This is a genomic window from Natrinema thermotolerans, assembly GCF_031165565.1.
Lineage (GTDB): Archaea > Halobacteriota > Halobacteria > Halobacteriales > Natrialbaceae > Natrinema > Natrinema thermotolerans.
Genome location: NZ_CP101873.1, coordinates 1,811,266 through 1,824,691 on the forward strand (window position 1 = coordinate 1,811,266; position 13,426 = coordinate 1,824,691).

The following is a 13,426-nucleotide window of genomic DNA, read 5'->3' on the forward strand; positions in this document are numbered from 1 at the left end:
TCGAACGAAAGGCGAACGAAGTGTACAGCGTCAACGTCCCTCTCCCCGGTCGCGTCCGGCAACTGGCGAACCGGCTCCACCCCGAGCTGATCGGGTTCGAGACCGTCCGCGAGGACCACTCCTGTCTGCTCAAGCGACTCGGCGAGGCAGACCACGTCGCACAGCTCCAACACCGAGCCCACCGCGCGCTCGAGGGCGAGCCCGCCGTCGAGGCCGCGGTAACCGGCATCGACTACTTCGCGGACCCGCCGCTTGGCTCCGCGCCCGTCGTCTACCTGACCGTCGAGAGCCCCGGGCTCGAGCGGATCCACGCCGACCTCACCGACGCCTTCGACGCCGTCGAGGGACTCGAGGGCAGCGATTACGTCCCCCACGTGACCCTCGCGCGCGGCGGCGACCGCGAGACGGCACGGCGATTGGCCGACCGAGAGATCGAGCCCGTCCGCTGGACGGTCGGCGAACTCGAGTTCTGGGACGGGACCCACAAGCTACCGGTCAGCAGCGTTTCGCTGCCGTCCTGAGTCAGGGCGTCGGCGGCTCGCCGTCGTAGGCGTCGTGGCCGCCGTAGAAGTTGAGCATCGCGAACTTGAGTTTTCCCGGCTCGATATCGATCAGCTCCTCCCGCTCCGCGTGGGGGAAGATGCCGTTGACGCTGTACTTGCCCAGATCGGGCTTCGCCTGCCGGGAGTAGCGCCGGTCGAGCAGGGCGCGAACCCCGACTTCCTCCGGCGACCGGATGACCCGACCGAGCGCCTGTCTCGTCTTGCGGATCGTCGGGAACTCGACGGCGTAGCGCCAGCCCGTATCGGTGCCGTCGAACGCCGCGTCGTAGGCCTCCTGGACCGCCTCGGCCCGGTCATCGAGATGGGGGTAGGGAACGCCGACGACCAACACCGTGTGGGCGTCGTCGCCGTCGAAGCTCACCCCCTCCGCGAGGGTGCCCCACAGCGACGTACACAGCACCGCCCCGTCGTCCGCGACGAACTGCTGGCGGAGGTCTTCGGCCGACTGGCCCGGCTCGTCCACGTATACCGTCCGGTCGGTCCGACCGACGAGTCGGTCGGCGTACCGGCTCGCCTCGCCGTAGTTGGGGAAAAAGGCCAGCGTGTTACCGGGCGTCATCCGCACGGCGTCGTGGATCGTCTCGGTCACGTCCGCCTGGACCGCGGGGTCGTCGCGATCCGAGGAGAAAAGCGGCGGCGTCTCGACGGCGAACGTTCGGCGGTTTTCCTCGGCGAACTGGAGACCGTAGGCCATCGACACCGCGTCCTCGATTCCCAGTACGTCCTCGGTGACCTCGAACGGCTGGAGCGTCGCGCTCATCAGGACGGTCGCGTGGATCTCGTCGAAGAGCTGGCCGGTCACCTGCCGGGGCAGACAGGAGTACAGCTCCACGCGACCGTATATTTCGTCCGTACCGGCGTCGCGGGTGACGGCGACGACCGGATACAACCCCTCCGTCGAACCCTCGGTCATCCACGCGCTGACGAAGGCCGCTGCCTGGAGGGTCTGACACTCCGTTCGCGTGGCCGTCTCGCCCTCCCGATAGGCCTCCTCGTACTCCTCGTCTAACTCCTGGCCCAACTTCATCGCCGCCTCCAGATCGTCGTCGATTCCCCGACCCGAGTAGCGCTGGAGGAACTCGAGCGTGAGATCGTCCTTGCGGTCGTCGTTGGCAATGGGGACGTCCGTCCAGTTCTCACCGACTCCCTCCCGATCACCGAATCCAAAGGAGTCCTCGTAGATCTCGACGAGCGCGCGGTGGAAGGCCGAGAGGACGTTCGCGGCGTCCTCGGCCCGCGGGTCGTCGCTGTCGGCCAACTCCTCGAGCGCCGACTCGAACGTCCGCTCGGAGCAGGTCCGGGTCGCGTGTTCGCGGGCGGCGTCCTCGACGTTGTGGGCCTCGTCGAAGACGGCGATCACGTCCTCGGGGTCGCGACCCAGCCACCGGAAGAACTGTTCTCGAATGGTCGAATCCAGCAGGTGGTGGTAGTTACAGACGACCAGATCGACGCCCTCGATCCCCTCCTTGAGGAGTTCGTACCCGCAGAGTTCCTGCCGCTCGGCGTACTCGTAGATCTCGTCGGGCGTGCGGACGTCCTCGAAGAGCCAGCCGAAGAAGTCGTCCGTGTCCTCGGTCAGGTTGTTGCGGTAGTAGTCACAGACGTTCTGGTCTCCGAGGTCCTCGAGCCGCTCCTCGATGGCCTCGAGTTCGTCCATCACCGCCGAGCGGGCGTCGGCCGCCGAGCCGTCGCCGTCCTGACTCTCGGCGAGCAACTCGCGCTGGCGGCGTTCGAGTTGCTCGCGATCCTGCTCGGCGTCGACGACGGCGCGGGTGTTGTCCCGGAGCGTCTGACACTCCTCGTAGCCGACGTCGATGTGACACATCGAGCCCTTCCCCTTGAAGACGACCGTGCGGATCGACTCCTCGCGGGTGATCGCGCGGGCCTCGGCGACGAACTGACGCATCTGCTGGTGGACGTTGGTCGTGATGACGACAGTCTTGTCCTGCTCGCGAGCCACCTCGAGGGCGGGGACGAGCGACGAGAGGGTTTTGCCGGTCCCGCAGGCCCCCTCGAAGAGGACGTCCTGTCCCCGGTGGAGGGCGTTGTGGATGCGGTCCATCGCCTCGCGCTGGTTCTCGTACGGCCGATCGTACGGGAAAAAGCGCATATACCCGGTTTCGGACACATGGGAGGATAGGTTCGCGCTCCGATAAAAGGATTCGTCTCGATTCCGTCGGTCCCTTTAAACGCCGACGCGATACCTGCCAACTCGCCGACCGGCCCGGCCGGCGAACGCGCGCTACAGGGCCATACGTCTCGAGTACCTGCCTCCCGTATGACGATTCCCGGATACGATTCCAGTACCGTCGCCGAGTATACACTCGAGCAGGTGGGAGCCCGCGTCGACCTCGTGGCCGGCGTCGTCCCGGACGCGTTCGCCCTCCGAAAGAGCGGCACGGAACCGCCGGTCGATGCGCTGGCCGACCCGGTCGACCTCGTGGCGTGCGAGGACCTGAAGGCGATCGAGGCCGTCCGGATCGCGCTCGTCTACGACCCCTCGCGGCTGCCGGCCGGCGCGAGCCCGACCGACGTGGCCGTCGCCGTGGAAACGGAGGCGGGCTGGGAACCGCTCGAGTCGACGGTCGACCTGGAGGAGACGACGGTGACGGCGGTGTTGAACGATCGGCCGCCGGGCTCGACGGTGGTCGCGGGGTACGACGATACGGACGACGAACGCGACGCATAGCGCGGTCGGACGACCGCGAGCTAGGTCTCGGGCTCGATGTAGACCTTCTGTACCTGCCCGTCGTGGTCCATCAGCGCGAGTTCGATCTCGGTGATGCGTTCGGCAACCGTCTCGGCATCGAGATCGGGTTCGAAGGCAACGTCGGCGGTGACAAGCAGTTCCTCGGCACCGAAGTAGACGGTCCGAAAGTCGACGAGTTCGGTGACATCGTCCCAGCCCGCGACGATTTCGCGCAGTTCGTCCTCGTCCTCTTTCGGCAGGCTCTCGCCGAGGATGAGTCGCTTGTTCTGCCAGGCGAGCGCGATGGCGAAGCCCATCAGCATGATCCCGATGAGGAGCGCGGAAGCGGCGTCGTACATCGGGTTCCCGGTGGTCCGGGTGAGGTAGATCCCGAAGAGGGCGATCCCCGCGCCGGCCAGCGCGATGGTGTCCTCGGTGAGCGCGGTCAGGGTCGTCACGTCGCTGGTCTTTGCGAAGGCCTCGCGGAGGGTCGTCCAGCCGTACTCGTCCATCTGGCGGCTGATCCCCTGATAGGCCTTCCAGAGCGCGTAGGACTCGAAGGCGATCGCGCCGAGCAACACGGCGTAGTTGACGTAGACCGGATCGAAGGTCTGACCCAACAGGGTAACGTCTTCGGCGACGCGGTGGACGCCGCCGTGAGTCAAGGCGTCGTAGCCGTGGCGCGCGCTCTCCCAACCGGCGATGCCAAAGAGCATGACGCTGACGAGCAGGCTGTAGAAGAACTGCGCTTTCCCGTGGCCGAACGGATGGGACCGGTTGGCTTCCTGCGCGCCGTACTTGATCCCGACCAACAGGAAGACCTGATTCCCCGTGTCCGAGATGGAGTGATACGTCTCCGACAACATCGCCGGACTGCCGGTCAACAGATACCCGCCGAACTTGAGAACCGCGATCGCGCCGTTCGCGAACAGGGCGGCGAGGACGACGGAGGTGCTACTGGCCATCGGCGGGGACTACGAAGGGGCGTCCCTAAAATGTAAGGCGTTCTAGAGCCGGTTCCGGCAGGGCTCGAGGCCACGGACGGGACGTGGCCGACGGCCCGCCGGTCGGTCGCGTCCGAAAGCCACCTGTCGGCGCCGACCGAAGCCCGCCCATGATCGCGATCTTTTCCGACACCCACAGCAGCACGGGCCACGAACTCGAGGGCGCGGCCCTGACCGCCGCGCGCGAGGCGGACGTCGTCGTCCACGCGGGCGATTTCACCAGCAACGCGGCGCTCGAGGCGTTTCGAGACGAGTGTGACCGCCTGTTCGCGGTCCACGGCAACGCCGATAGCATGGCGATCAGGGACCGGCTGCCGACGGCCCGGGTCGTCGAGGCGAGCGGCGTTCGGATCGCGGTGACCCACCGACGGGACGGGGGTGAAACGGGACTCGCGATGTTCGGCCGGTCACGCGGGGCTGACCTCGTCGTCTTCGGGCACAGCCACCGGCCGACGGTCGTCGAGACCGAGGACGTCGTCCTGCTGAATCCGGGCAGCCACGCCGATCCGCGGGGAAACCGGCCCGGCTTCGCCGTCCTCGAGGAGCGCGGCGGGGGACTCGAGGGGGAGATCCGCGAGCCCGACGGGACGGTCCTCGAGACAGTGGCGTTCGCGGGAGAATGAGCGCCAGTCGGGTGGTTTCGTCCCCGCCGTGAACGGCGAGGCGTTCGCCTCGAATCTTGCGTAAATCAGCGGGCGACGAAACAGAGAAGCGTGTAGACAGCGAACCGGTCAGTGGGAGTGCAAGCGTCAGGGGGTCCAGGGCGGAACGGCCAGCAGTGGGAAACGACCGCCCGCGGCGGTTGGCTGTCGAACGGAGCGGGCCGCGGGCGGTCGGGGGATGATCGGAACGGATGTCAGGGGAAGCTGGCCTCGATCCCGAGCCGACCCGAACGGGCGTGGAGGGCAGCGGGCCGGCGATCGAGGCGCATTCGGGGATACGCGCCGGCCCACGTTATAGTCGGCGCAAGCTGAAACTCGAGTTTTAGTTAGGTACGTAGCCGTACGGATACGACCGATCGAGGTCGAAACGATTAACCACGCTGACAGTGTACCGCCCGCGTATGCTGGACACCCTGACCGGTCTCGTCCCCGACGATCCCGTCATCATCGCGGTCGTCGTCATCCTCCTGTCGCTGGTCTTCTTCTCGTATCTCCTCCTGCGACGGACCGTCCTGGAGTTTCGAGACGGGATGCGCGGCGAGCGGTAGCACAAACGACGCGGCCGCGATCAGGCGAACTCGTCGCCGATTCGCTCGAGCGCCCGCTCTATGTCCCCGCGGGAGACGTCACGGTGCGTACAGAACCGGACCGTCGTCGGGCCGAACGGCGACGCCAGCACGTCCCGCTCACCGAGGCGGTCGACGACGGTCGACGGAGCCTCGCCCGTCCCCGAGACGTCCGCGATGACGATGTTCGTCTCGGGCTCTCGAACGTCGAACCCGTCGATGTCGTCGAGTCCCGCGGCCAGTTGCCGCGCGTTCTCGTGATCCCGCTCGAGATCGGCGACGTTCTCGAGCGCCTCGAGGGCCGGCCCGGCGACGATCCCGGCCTGGCGCATCCCGCCGCCGAACAGTTTCCGCGTCCGGCGGGCCCGTTCGACGAACTCGTCGCTGCCGGCGAGCATCGAACCGACGGGCGCACCCAGTCCCTTCGAGAGCGAGACCATGACGGAGTCGACCGGCGCCGCGAGTTCGGCGACGGAAACGTCGAGCGCCGTCGCGGCGTTGAACAGTCGCGCGCCGTCGAGGTGGACTGACACGCCGCGCTCGCGGGCGGCCGTAGCCGCCGCGGCGATCGCCTCGGGTTCGATCGCGAGCCCGCCACGGGCGTTGTGCGTGTTCTCGAGACAGCACAGTCCGGTGCCGGGGCGGTGCAGGTCCTCGTCGACGATTGCCGCGTCGACCCGCGAGGGCGAAGGAACCCCGCGGTCGGCGTCGAGCGTCCGGAGCTGGAGCCCGGAGTGCTGTGCCAGCCCGCCGAGTTCGTATTTGACGACGTGGCTCTCCCGATCGGCGATCACTTCCTGCCCGGGCTCGGTGTGGACGCGGGCGGCGGTCTGGTTCGCCATCGTCCCGGTCGGAAAGTACAGCGCCGCCTCGGTACCGAGGCGGTCGGCAACGCGGGCCTCGAGTTCGTTCACCGTCGGGTCCTCGCCGTAGACGTCGTCCCCGACCGCGGCGGTGGCGGCGGCCTCGCGCATCGCTTCGTCGGGAGTGGTGACGGTATCGCTTCGGAAGTCAATCATGAAACTCGCTACCGGATCGAGGGTGAAATACGTCCTGTTCGCGGCGGATCGACCCAACGACGGACCACTAGATGACGGGGTCGCCATTACGAACCGTTTTTTTCCTCCCGGAGTAATGTCGGGATATGGACCCGCGCATTCGCGAACACGCCGAGATCATTGCCAACCACTCCGTCGACCTCGAGGAAGGCGACAACGTCATCATCGACGCCCATCCGGTCGCCGAGGACCTCGTCGTCGCCCTCCACGAAGTGATCGGCGATCGGGGCGCGAACCCGATCACGACGAGCCAGCGAACCGGAAAACGCCAGCAACGCGCGTACCTACGCGCATCAGACGAGGAGTTCGAGACGCCCGACCACGAACTCGCGCTCGTCGAGAACACCGACGTCTACATCGCCATCCGCGCGACGGACAACATGACCCAGACGAGCGACGTCGACCCCGAAACGCAAGCGGCCCACCAACAGGCCCACCGCCCCATCCTCGAGGAGCGCCTCTCCAAGCGGTGGTGTCTCACGCAGTACCCCGCGCCCGCAAACGCCCAGCTCGCGGAGATGAGTACCGAGGGGTACGAGCGTTTCGTCTGGGACGCCGTCAACAAGGACTGGGACGCCCAGCGCGAACACCAGGAGAACATGGTCGAGATCATGGATCCCGCCGAGGAGGTCCGGATCGTCAGCGGCGATACCACGGACGTAACGATGTCGGTCGAGGGGAACCCGACGCTGAACGACCACGGCGAACACAACCTGCCCGGCGGCGAGGTCTTTACTGCCCCTCAGCCCGACAGCGTCGAGGGCGAGGTGCTGTTCGACATGCCGCTCTATCATCAGGGCCGGGAGATCACGGACGTCTACCTCGAGTTCGAGGGCGGCGAAGTGGTCGACCACTCGGCGGCGAAAAACGAAGACGTCCTGACGGAGGTCCTCAACACGGACGACGGCGCGCGCCGACTCGGTGAACTCGGTATCGGAATGAACCGCGACATCGACCAGTTCACCTACAACATGCTGTTCGACGAGAAGATGGGCGATACGGTCCACATGGCCGTCGGCCGCGCCTACGACGATACCGTCGGCGAGGGCAACGAGGCCAACGATTCGGCGGTCCACGTCGACATGATCGTCGACATGAGCGACGATTCGTTCATCGAAGTCGACGGCGAAGTAGTCCAGCGGAACGGCACCTTCCGGTTCGAAGACGGCTTCGACGCGTAGGGACGGCAAGCAACGGGTAAAGCGGACCGATTTTCCGGACGGTGTTTCACGAGCGGTGGCGGGCAAAGCGGGCGGGAACTACCGGACGGGTTTATATTCCTGAAAGACCGACCACAGGTATGGCAGTACTCGTCGCCTACGATGGTTCCGAACCGGCACAGGACGCCGTCGAACACGCGTTTACGACCTATCCCGACGAGGAGGTCGTCCTCATTCGCGTCGTCGAAGCGGCGGAGGGATCGACCGGAGCCGGCATCAAACTCGCACAGGAGATGTTTCGGGAACGCGAGGAGAAAGTCGCCAAGGAACTCCCGAAGGATATCGCGGAGTTGATCGGCGATCCCGACAGGGAGTTCCGGACCGAGACCACCGTCGGCGACCCCGCCCGCGAGATCGTCTCGTTCGCGGACGAAAACGACGAGATCGATCACATCATCATCGGCAGCCACGGCCGGGAGGGGCTCTCTCGAGTCCTCCTGGGAAGCGTCGCCGAAAAGATCGTCCGCCGCTCGCCGGTCCCCGTGACCGTCATCCGCTGACGCGATTCGAACCGGAGAGTCGAGCCCGTCGACTCAGTCGAGCAGTTCGGCGACCATTCCGGCGACGAACTCGAGTTCGTCCTCGTTGACCCCGTGACCCATCCCCTCGTAGAGCCGCGTTGTCACGTCGGCGTTCATCGACTCGAGGACCGCGGCCGTGTCGTGGACCCGCTTCTCGGGGATGTGTGGGTCGACGTCGCTACAGCCGAGGAAAACGGGGGTTTCCTCGAGGTCGCCGGGATACTCGTCGTCGAGTTCCTCGCCGATGAGGCCGCCGCTGAGGGCGGCCAGTCCGCCGTAGCGGCGCGGGTTGCGCGCGACGTATTCGCTGGCGAGACAGCCCCCTTGCGAGAAGCCGACCAGCATGATCCGCTCGGTGGGGACGCCGGCACCGGTGGCCTCGTCGATGGCGTGGCGGATCGCCCCCAGGCCGGAGGTCCGGCCGGGCTCGTTGCGCTCGACCGGTGCCAGAAACGAGTTCGGGTACCAGGTCTTGCGGGCCGCCTGCGGCGCGAGGAAGGCGACGCCCTCACGGTGGATCTCGTCGGCCAACTGGAGCATCCCCTGTGCGGTTGCCCCGCGACCGTGGGTCAGCACCAGCACAGCCTCGGCGTCGGCGAGATCGGTTCCACCGGTCACGAGCGGCTGGCCCTGATGGGGGCCGTCGGCGCTCATTCGACACCACCGACGCCCGAGCTGGCCTCGGGCAGATCGTGTTCGATCACCTCGAGGCCGAGCGCTTCGATCGCGCCGCGGAGGTGTTCGTCCTTGGCGTAGTCGGCGCCGTCGTCCTCGCGGAGTTGCTGTGCCTTCGCTAAGACCTCGCCGCGGCGGTCGTCGGGGATCTCGTATTTGTCCGTCGAGAGTTCGATCACGAGCCCGTTGTTGTCGCGGGTATAGATCGAGTGGAAGATGCCGCGGTCGAAGACGTTGTAGCCGTGGCCGGCGTCTTCTAAGGCCTGCATCGTCTCCTCGTACTCGTCGGGGTCGACGCTGAAACAGAGGTGATGGACCGCGCCGACGCCGGCACGCTGGCCGCGGGCGGAGGCACGGTCGTCGCTGACGAAGAACGTCAGGATGCGGCCGTCGCCCGTGTCGAAGAACAGGTGGGTCTGGGACGGATCATCGAGGTTCGGCTGGCGAAGCACCAGCGGCATTCCGAGCAAGTCCTGATAGAACTCGATCGTGTCCTCCTCGTTGGAGCCCCAGATGGTGATGTGGTCGGTCCCCGTGGTGTGGACGGGGCTGTCGGGTAGTTCGGCGGTGACTGGATTGATTGGGTCGTCGGACATGGTAGCTGAATCGGGTATCGGGTCGGTCCCGCGGCCGGGTCGGTCGGATTACTCCGCGAGCTGTTCGCCGAAGAGGCGCTCGGCGTCGGCGGGGACGTCGAAGTCGTGGTAGTGTTCGCCCTTGACTGCCGACAGGATGTTCAGTCCCGCGGCGGCACCGTCGCCGACGGCGATTGCCGCCTGCCACTCCTCGGCGCGGACCATCGCGCCGGTCGCGTAGACGCCCTCGAGGCTGGTCTCCATCTCGACGCCGACGTCGACGGTGCCGTCCTCGGCGAAGTCGACGCCGAGGTCTTCGGCGACGTCGCGGTTCGCGCCCGTCGCGAGGACGACGAAGTCCGCCTCGTACTCGCCGTCGTCTGTTTCGACGGAGAAGCCGTCACCGGACTCGCTCACGGCAGTCACTTCCTCGCCCTGTCGGCGCTCGGCACCGAAGTCGTCGACCTGCTGGCGGGCCGTCGCCATGAACTCGCTGCCGCCGACCGAGCCGATGCCCAGGTAGTTGAACAGGTGGGCCTTGTGCATCCAGGTTCCGTCGGTGTCGAACACCGTCGTCTCGAGGCCGTTCTTCGCGGTGAACAGCGCCGCACTCAGTCCGGCGGGGCCGCCGCCGACTACGATCACTGACGCGTCTGCAGTCGCTTCGTCGCTCATGTGTAGTCACATTGTGTTACCAGCGGTATAAACCCAGCAGCAACCCGCGGGCCACCACGTAACACCGATGTCAGTGGGGACGAACGGGTTTCAGGAGAGGCGGTACCACCTATCACTGCCAGCAGCCGCAGGCTCAACCCCTTCGCATTAGTCGGGCGTAGCGGCGGATCCAACAGGAGACGACGGGGTACCGGTCCGGCCGACCCGAGTTCCCACGAAACTCGGTCGTCGATCGTCCCCGACTAACGTGGCCCAGTGACGGCTTGCTCGAGGGCCATTCGGAACGCTCCAACGGAGACATCCATGAAAACCAGCCTCGAGGTAGAGTACTGGGTCGTCGATACGGACGGCGACCTCGTCGCGCCCGAGACGCTGCTCGACGTCTCGCCGGGAGTCGATCCCGAGTTCGTCGAGCCGATGCTCGAAATCAAGACGACGCCCTGCGAGTCGATGCCCGAACTCCGCGAGGAGTTGCTCGGCCGAATCGAACGGGTCGCCGACGCGGCACGCCGACAGGACAAACGGCTCGTCCCGCTGGCGACGCCGCTGTCGGCCTCGCCCGCCGAGGTCCCGTACCGCGAGACGGCGGCCACCGACCTCCAGCGGCGGATCGTCGGCCCGACGTTCGACGACGCCCGGGTCTGTGCCGGGACCCACCTCCACATCGAGCAGTCCAGCGTCGCTGACCAGCTCAACGCCCTGACCGCGATCGATCCGGCCTTCGCGCTGGTGACCAGCGCCTCGCACTACCGCGGCGAGCGGCTCCACCAGTGTGCCCGGCCGTTCCTCTACCGGCGCTCGTGTTACGGGCCCTGTCCCGAACAGGGCCAGCTGCGACCCTACGTCGACAGCGTCGCCGACTGGGAACGGCGGCTCGAGGCCGACTACGAGACGTTCCGGGAGCGCGCGCTCGAGCGCGGCGTCGATCCGGCCCGGTTCGACGAGGCGTTCGACCCCCACGAGGCGGCCTGGAACCCGGTTCGCCTTCGCAAAGCGATGCCAACGGTCGAGTGGCGCTCACCCGACGCGGCCCTGCCGAGTCAGGTGCTACGCCTCGCGAGCGAGGTCCGGTCGGTCGTCGCCCGCGCCGACGCGAACGGAACGGTCGTCGACGACGGATCCGGATCGCGGACGGCGTCCGACGCAATCGTCGACTCGAACGCGGCCGACGAGCCCCTCCGGCTCCCCGCGTTCGACACCGTCGAGTCGGTCACCGACGCGGCCATCCGCGACGGCCTCGAGGGCACGGGCGTCCGCCACTACCTGCGCGGGCTCGGATTCACTCCCGCCGACTACGACCCGATCGCCGATCACATGCCCGACGGACGGCTCACCGACCGGGAGGCGAAACGCCTGCGACTCCGGGCCGCCGACCGGCTCGAGGCCGACCTCGAGCGGCGGCGGGCTCGAGCGCCCTAGATCGGGCCGAGAACGAGGATCGTCGGCACGGTGACGACGGCGATCGCCTGCCGGAGCGACAGTCCGCGAGCGGCCGCGACGGCGTGGGCCCACAGGTAGCCCGACCAGAGCGTACAGATCACGCCGACGGCGGTCACCGTGGCGAACAGCGGATCGAACGCGGGCGGTGACGCGTAGACCCGGGCGGGGACGGTCATTCCGAGGGCCCAGACCTCGGTCGGCGTCGATGGGAATGCGACGAGGAGGGCGGCGATCGCCGGGACGTTCGCGACCAGTTGCGGGACGAACCCCCAGGCGACGAGTCCGGCGGTCCGGCCGAATCCCCGTTCGCTCGCGACCGGCCACGAGAGCAGGTAAAACAACGCCGCGAACAGGAGACAGAAGAGTACCGGCATCGCCAGTAGGGCCCCGACCAGGAGGCCGACGACACCGGGAACGGACACCTCCCAGCCGGTCGTGACGTATCGCAACGACGGAAACGCATCGAGGACCACGTCGTCGGGGATCACTGGCGACCGCAACAGCGAGACGACCGGCGGGACGATTCCCAGCGAGACCACCCCGACGGCCAGCAACACGCCGCCCGACCGCGACAGCGAGGGCGACTCGGCGTCGAAAAACGCCGCGGGCTCGATGAGGAGTCGTCGCAAGCGACCGGTCATGCCGTCGTGTCGTTGCTCCGACTATTCATGCGTTCCGGCTCGAGGACGAGCGCGGACGGACCGGTATCGCCCATTCACGATCGGTGTGACGAAATCGTATGCGAGAAAGGCAGTCGCTGGCGAGGGTTCGTCGGGTATCGAAGGGTGTACACAGTCGGCAGTGGGGAATGATCGTCGTGTGGCGATGATCCGTGTCCCCCGTATCCCCTGTAGTGCCGTTCGGCCGGCGCTGCCGACGCCGTATATAACGTTAGTTGCCGACATTAGTGTACCGGAACCAGTCACTAGATGTATATTTTCGACCAAACCGTCTCGGCTACCGCCTCGGAGAGCGCGCTCGAGCGTCGGCGATCGGCGACGAGTCCGGCGAGAACCAGGGCGCGATGGGATTTGAACCACGCGAACGGCTCGCTATCGCTCGCCGTTCCCTCCTTTAATCCCACGTGCCAGTTCGCTCACTTCGTTCGCTGCACGGGCGCGATGGGATTTGAACCCACGACCGTCGGATTAGAAGTCCGACGCTCTTTCCGGACTGAGCTACGCGCCCTCGAGTCCGAGTCGGCGGCGAAACGGTATAAGCAGTTGGGGTTTCCGGTCGCAGTCGAGCCTGCTTCGAGCCCGTCCGGGAACGAAACTCGACGACGAGTCGCCGGAGCTATTCGTCGACTCGACGGAAAAAAGAGAAGCGCTCCTGAACCACGTGACCGACGCCGCTGAGAGACGTCAGTAATCGATCTCCGAACCGTCGTCGCTCCCGTTTTCCGTCGAGTCGTCGGTCGAGTCGGTAGTGGACTCGTTGTCCGCGCCCATATCGTCGGACTCGTTATCGGTTCCGTCGTCGGATTCGTTTCCGATTCCGCCAGCGGACCCGTTTCCGATATTGCCGTCGGACCCGTTGTCCGCGGAGTCATCGGGCCCGAGACCGTTGGTGTCGTTGGCTCCATCGCTCGGTCCGTCCGAGTCGTCGCTCGGCGATGCCTCGCTGGATTCGCCGTCGTCCATACATCCTGCGACCGCGGCGACCAGTCCGGCACCGAGTCCGGCCGTGAATCGCCGCCTGTTGAGTGGCGTGTCTGTCATCGTGCGACACCAGTCTCCGCGACGGACAGCCACATAACGACGTAGTTCCGTTTCATC

Annotated in this window: 15 protein-coding genes and 1 tRNA gene; 7 read left to right on the forward strand and 9 right to left on the reverse strand. The window is 66.7% G+C overall.

The features are described 5' to 3' along the window. Window positions 1-20 precede the first annotated feature (20 nt). Window positions 21-521, forward strand: a complete 501-nt coding sequence (locus NP511_RS09350; protein WP_006648294.1) for a 2'-5' RNA ligase family protein — start codon at window positions 21-23, stop codon at window positions 519-521. 1 nt (window position 522) lies between these two features. Here NP511_RS09350 and NP511_RS09355 read toward each other — a convergent pair whose 3' ends face one another. Then, complete coding sequence (locus NP511_RS09355) at window positions 523-2,691, reverse strand: ATP-dependent DNA helicase (protein WP_049965392.1); 2,169 nt, start codon at window positions 2,689-2,691, stop codon at window positions 523-525. Window positions 2,692-2,841: 150 nt separating this feature from the next. On the opposite strand from NP511_RS09355, the gene NP511_RS09360 reads away from it, so the two are divergent. Continuing rightward, a complete protein-coding gene (locus tag NP511_RS09360; RefSeq protein WP_049965391.1) occupies window positions 2,842-3,252 on the forward strand; it encodes a hypothetical protein in 411 nt (136 codons plus the stop codon). 20 nt (window positions 3,253-3,272) lie between these two features. Here NP511_RS09360 and NP511_RS09365 read toward each other — a convergent pair whose 3' ends face one another. After that, window positions 3,273-4,217: a cation diffusion facilitator family transporter gene (locus tag NP511_RS09365; protein WP_049965390.1), complete on the reverse strand. Its 945-nt coding sequence runs from the start codon at window positions 4,215-4,217 to the stop codon at window positions 3,273-3,275. A 149-nt stretch (window positions 4,218-4,366) separates the two neighbouring features. Between NP511_RS09365 and NP511_RS09370 the strand changes: the two genes are divergently transcribed. Further along, window positions 4,367-4,879, forward strand: a complete 513-nt coding sequence (locus tag NP511_RS09370) for a metallophosphoesterase (RefSeq protein WP_049965389.1) — start codon at window positions 4,367-4,369, stop codon at window positions 4,877-4,879. Window positions 4,880-5,319: 440 nt separating this feature from the next. Next, complete coding sequence (locus tag NP511_RS09375) at window positions 5,320-5,466, forward strand: DUF7859 family protein (protein ID WP_006182931.1); 147 nt, start codon at window positions 5,320-5,322, stop codon at window positions 5,464-5,466. Between the two features lie 20 nt (window positions 5,467-5,486). Here NP511_RS09375 and NP511_RS09380 read toward each other — a convergent pair whose 3' ends face one another. Next, window positions 5,487-6,503, reverse strand: coding sequence for a threonine aldolase family protein (locus NP511_RS09380; RefSeq protein WP_049965388.1), 1,017 nt, complete (start codon window positions 6,501-6,503; stop codon window positions 5,487-5,489). Window positions 6,504-6,628: 125 nt separating this feature from the next. On the opposite strand from NP511_RS09380, the gene NP511_RS09385 reads away from it, so the two are divergent. Together NP511_RS09385 and NP511_RS09390 are read left to right on the forward strand one after the other, a co-directional pair. Continuing rightward, complete coding sequence (locus NP511_RS09385) at window positions 6,629-7,723, forward strand: aminopeptidase (RefSeq protein WP_049965387.1); 1,095 nt, start codon at window positions 6,629-6,631, stop codon at window positions 7,721-7,723. Window positions 7,724-7,842: 119 nt separating this feature from the next. Then, window positions 7,843-8,262, forward strand: coding sequence for a universal stress protein (locus tag NP511_RS09390; protein WP_006182934.1), 420 nt, complete (start codon window positions 7,843-7,845; stop codon window positions 8,260-8,262). A gap of 33 nt (window positions 8,263-8,295) precedes the next feature. On the opposite strand, the gene NP511_RS09395 is transcribed toward NP511_RS09390, so the two are convergent. From NP511_RS09395 to NP511_RS09405, 3 genes are read right to left on the reverse strand one after another with little or no spacing between them, the layout of a single operon-like run. Beyond that, window positions 8,296-8,937, reverse strand: coding sequence for an alpha/beta hydrolase (locus NP511_RS09395; RefSeq protein ID WP_049965386.1), 642 nt, complete (start codon window positions 8,935-8,937; stop codon window positions 8,296-8,298). After that, window positions 8,934-9,554 carry a VOC family protein gene (locus NP511_RS09400; protein ID WP_049965385.1) on the reverse strand — a complete coding sequence of 207 codons (621 nt, stop codon included), beginning with the start codon at window positions 9,552-9,554 and terminating at the stop codon, window positions 8,934-8,936. Before NP511_RS09400 ends, NP511_RS09395 begins: the two co-directional genes overlap by 4 nt. 48 nt (window positions 9,555-9,602) lie before the next feature. Beyond that, entirely contained in the window at window positions 9,603-10,208 is a 606-nt protein-coding gene (locus NP511_RS09405; RefSeq protein WP_006648303.1) for an NAD(P)/FAD-dependent oxidoreductase, read from the reverse strand. 303 nt (window positions 10,209-10,511) lie between these two features. Between NP511_RS09405 and NP511_RS09410 the strand changes: the two genes are divergently transcribed. Next, window positions 10,512-11,627, forward strand: a complete 1,116-nt coding sequence (locus NP511_RS09410; RefSeq protein ID WP_049965383.1) for a glutamate--cysteine ligase family protein — start codon at window positions 10,512-10,514, stop codon at window positions 11,625-11,627. Here NP511_RS09410 and NP511_RS09415 read toward each other — a convergent pair. The 3 genes from NP511_RS09415 to NP511_RS09425 all read right to left on the reverse strand — a co-directional run bounded on the left by NP511_RS09415 (window position 11,624) and on the right by NP511_RS09425 (window position 13,369). After that, entirely contained in the window at window positions 11,624-12,289 is a 666-nt protein-coding gene (locus NP511_RS09415; RefSeq protein WP_049965382.1) for a YIP1 family protein, read from the reverse strand. The genes NP511_RS09410 and NP511_RS09415 overlap by 4 nt on opposite strands. Window positions 12,290-12,761: 472 nt before the next feature. Continuing rightward, window positions 12,762-12,836 (reverse strand) — tRNA-Arg (locus tag NP511_RS09420). 176 nt (window positions 12,837-13,012) lie between these two features. Beyond that, on the reverse strand, window positions 13,013-13,369 hold the full coding sequence (locus NP511_RS09425; RefSeq protein ID WP_233274329.1) for a hypothetical protein: 357 nt from the start codon (window positions 13,367-13,369) through the stop codon (window positions 13,013-13,015). Between the last annotated feature and the right edge of the window lie 57 nt (window positions 13,370-13,426).

What these genes read in the sequence shown, in the direction of transcription:
- NP511_RS09360 (WP_049965391.1), top strand. Translation starts at nt 2,842, where the DNA reads ATGACGATTCCCGGATACGATTCCAGTACCGTCGCCGAGTATACACTC.
- NP511_RS09365 (WP_049965390.1), bottom strand. Translation starts at nt 4,217, where the DNA reads ATGGCCAGTAGCACCTCCGTCGTCCTCGCCGCCCTGTTCGCGAACGGC.
- NP511_RS09370 (WP_049965389.1), top strand. Translation starts at nt 4,367, where the DNA reads ATGATCGCGATCTTTTCCGACACCCACAGCAGCACGGGCCACGAACTC.
- NP511_RS09375 (WP_006182931.1), top strand. Translation starts at nt 5,320, where the DNA reads ATGCTGGACACCCTGACCGGTCTCGTCCCCGACGATCCCGTCATCATC.
- NP511_RS09380 (WP_049965388.1), bottom strand. Translation starts at nt 6,503, where the DNA reads ATGATTGACTTCCGAAGCGATACCGTCACCACTCCCGACGAAGCGATG.
- NP511_RS09385 (WP_049965387.1), top strand. Translation starts at nt 6,629, where the DNA reads ATGGACCCGCGCATTCGCGAACACGCCGAGATCATTGCCAACCACTCC.
- NP511_RS09390 (WP_006182934.1), top strand. Translation starts at nt 7,843, where the DNA reads ATGGCAGTACTCGTCGCCTACGATGGTTCCGAACCGGCACAGGACGCC.
- NP511_RS09395 (WP_049965386.1), bottom strand. Translation starts at nt 8,937, where the DNA reads ATGAGCGCCGACGGCCCCCATCAGGGCCAGCCGCTCGTGACCGGTGGA.
- NP511_RS09400 (WP_049965385.1), bottom strand. Translation starts at nt 9,554, where the DNA reads ATGTCCGACGACCCAATCAATCCAGTCACCGCCGAACTACCCGACAGC.
- NP511_RS09405 (WP_006648303.1), bottom strand. Translation starts at nt 10,208, where the DNA reads ATGAGCGACGAAGCGACTGCAGACGCGTCAGTGATCGTAGTCGGCGGC.
- NP511_RS09410 (WP_049965383.1), top strand. Translation starts at nt 10,512, where the DNA reads ATGAAAACCAGCCTCGAGGTAGAGTACTGGGTCGTCGATACGGACGGC.
- NP511_RS09415 (WP_049965382.1), bottom strand. Translation starts at nt 12,289, where the DNA reads ATGACCGGTCGCTTGCGACGACTCCTCATCGAGCCCGCGGCGTTTTTC.
- NP511_RS09425 (WP_233274329.1), bottom strand. Translation starts at nt 13,369, where the DNA reads ATGACAGACACGCCACTCAACAGGCGGCGATTCACGGCCGGACTCGGT.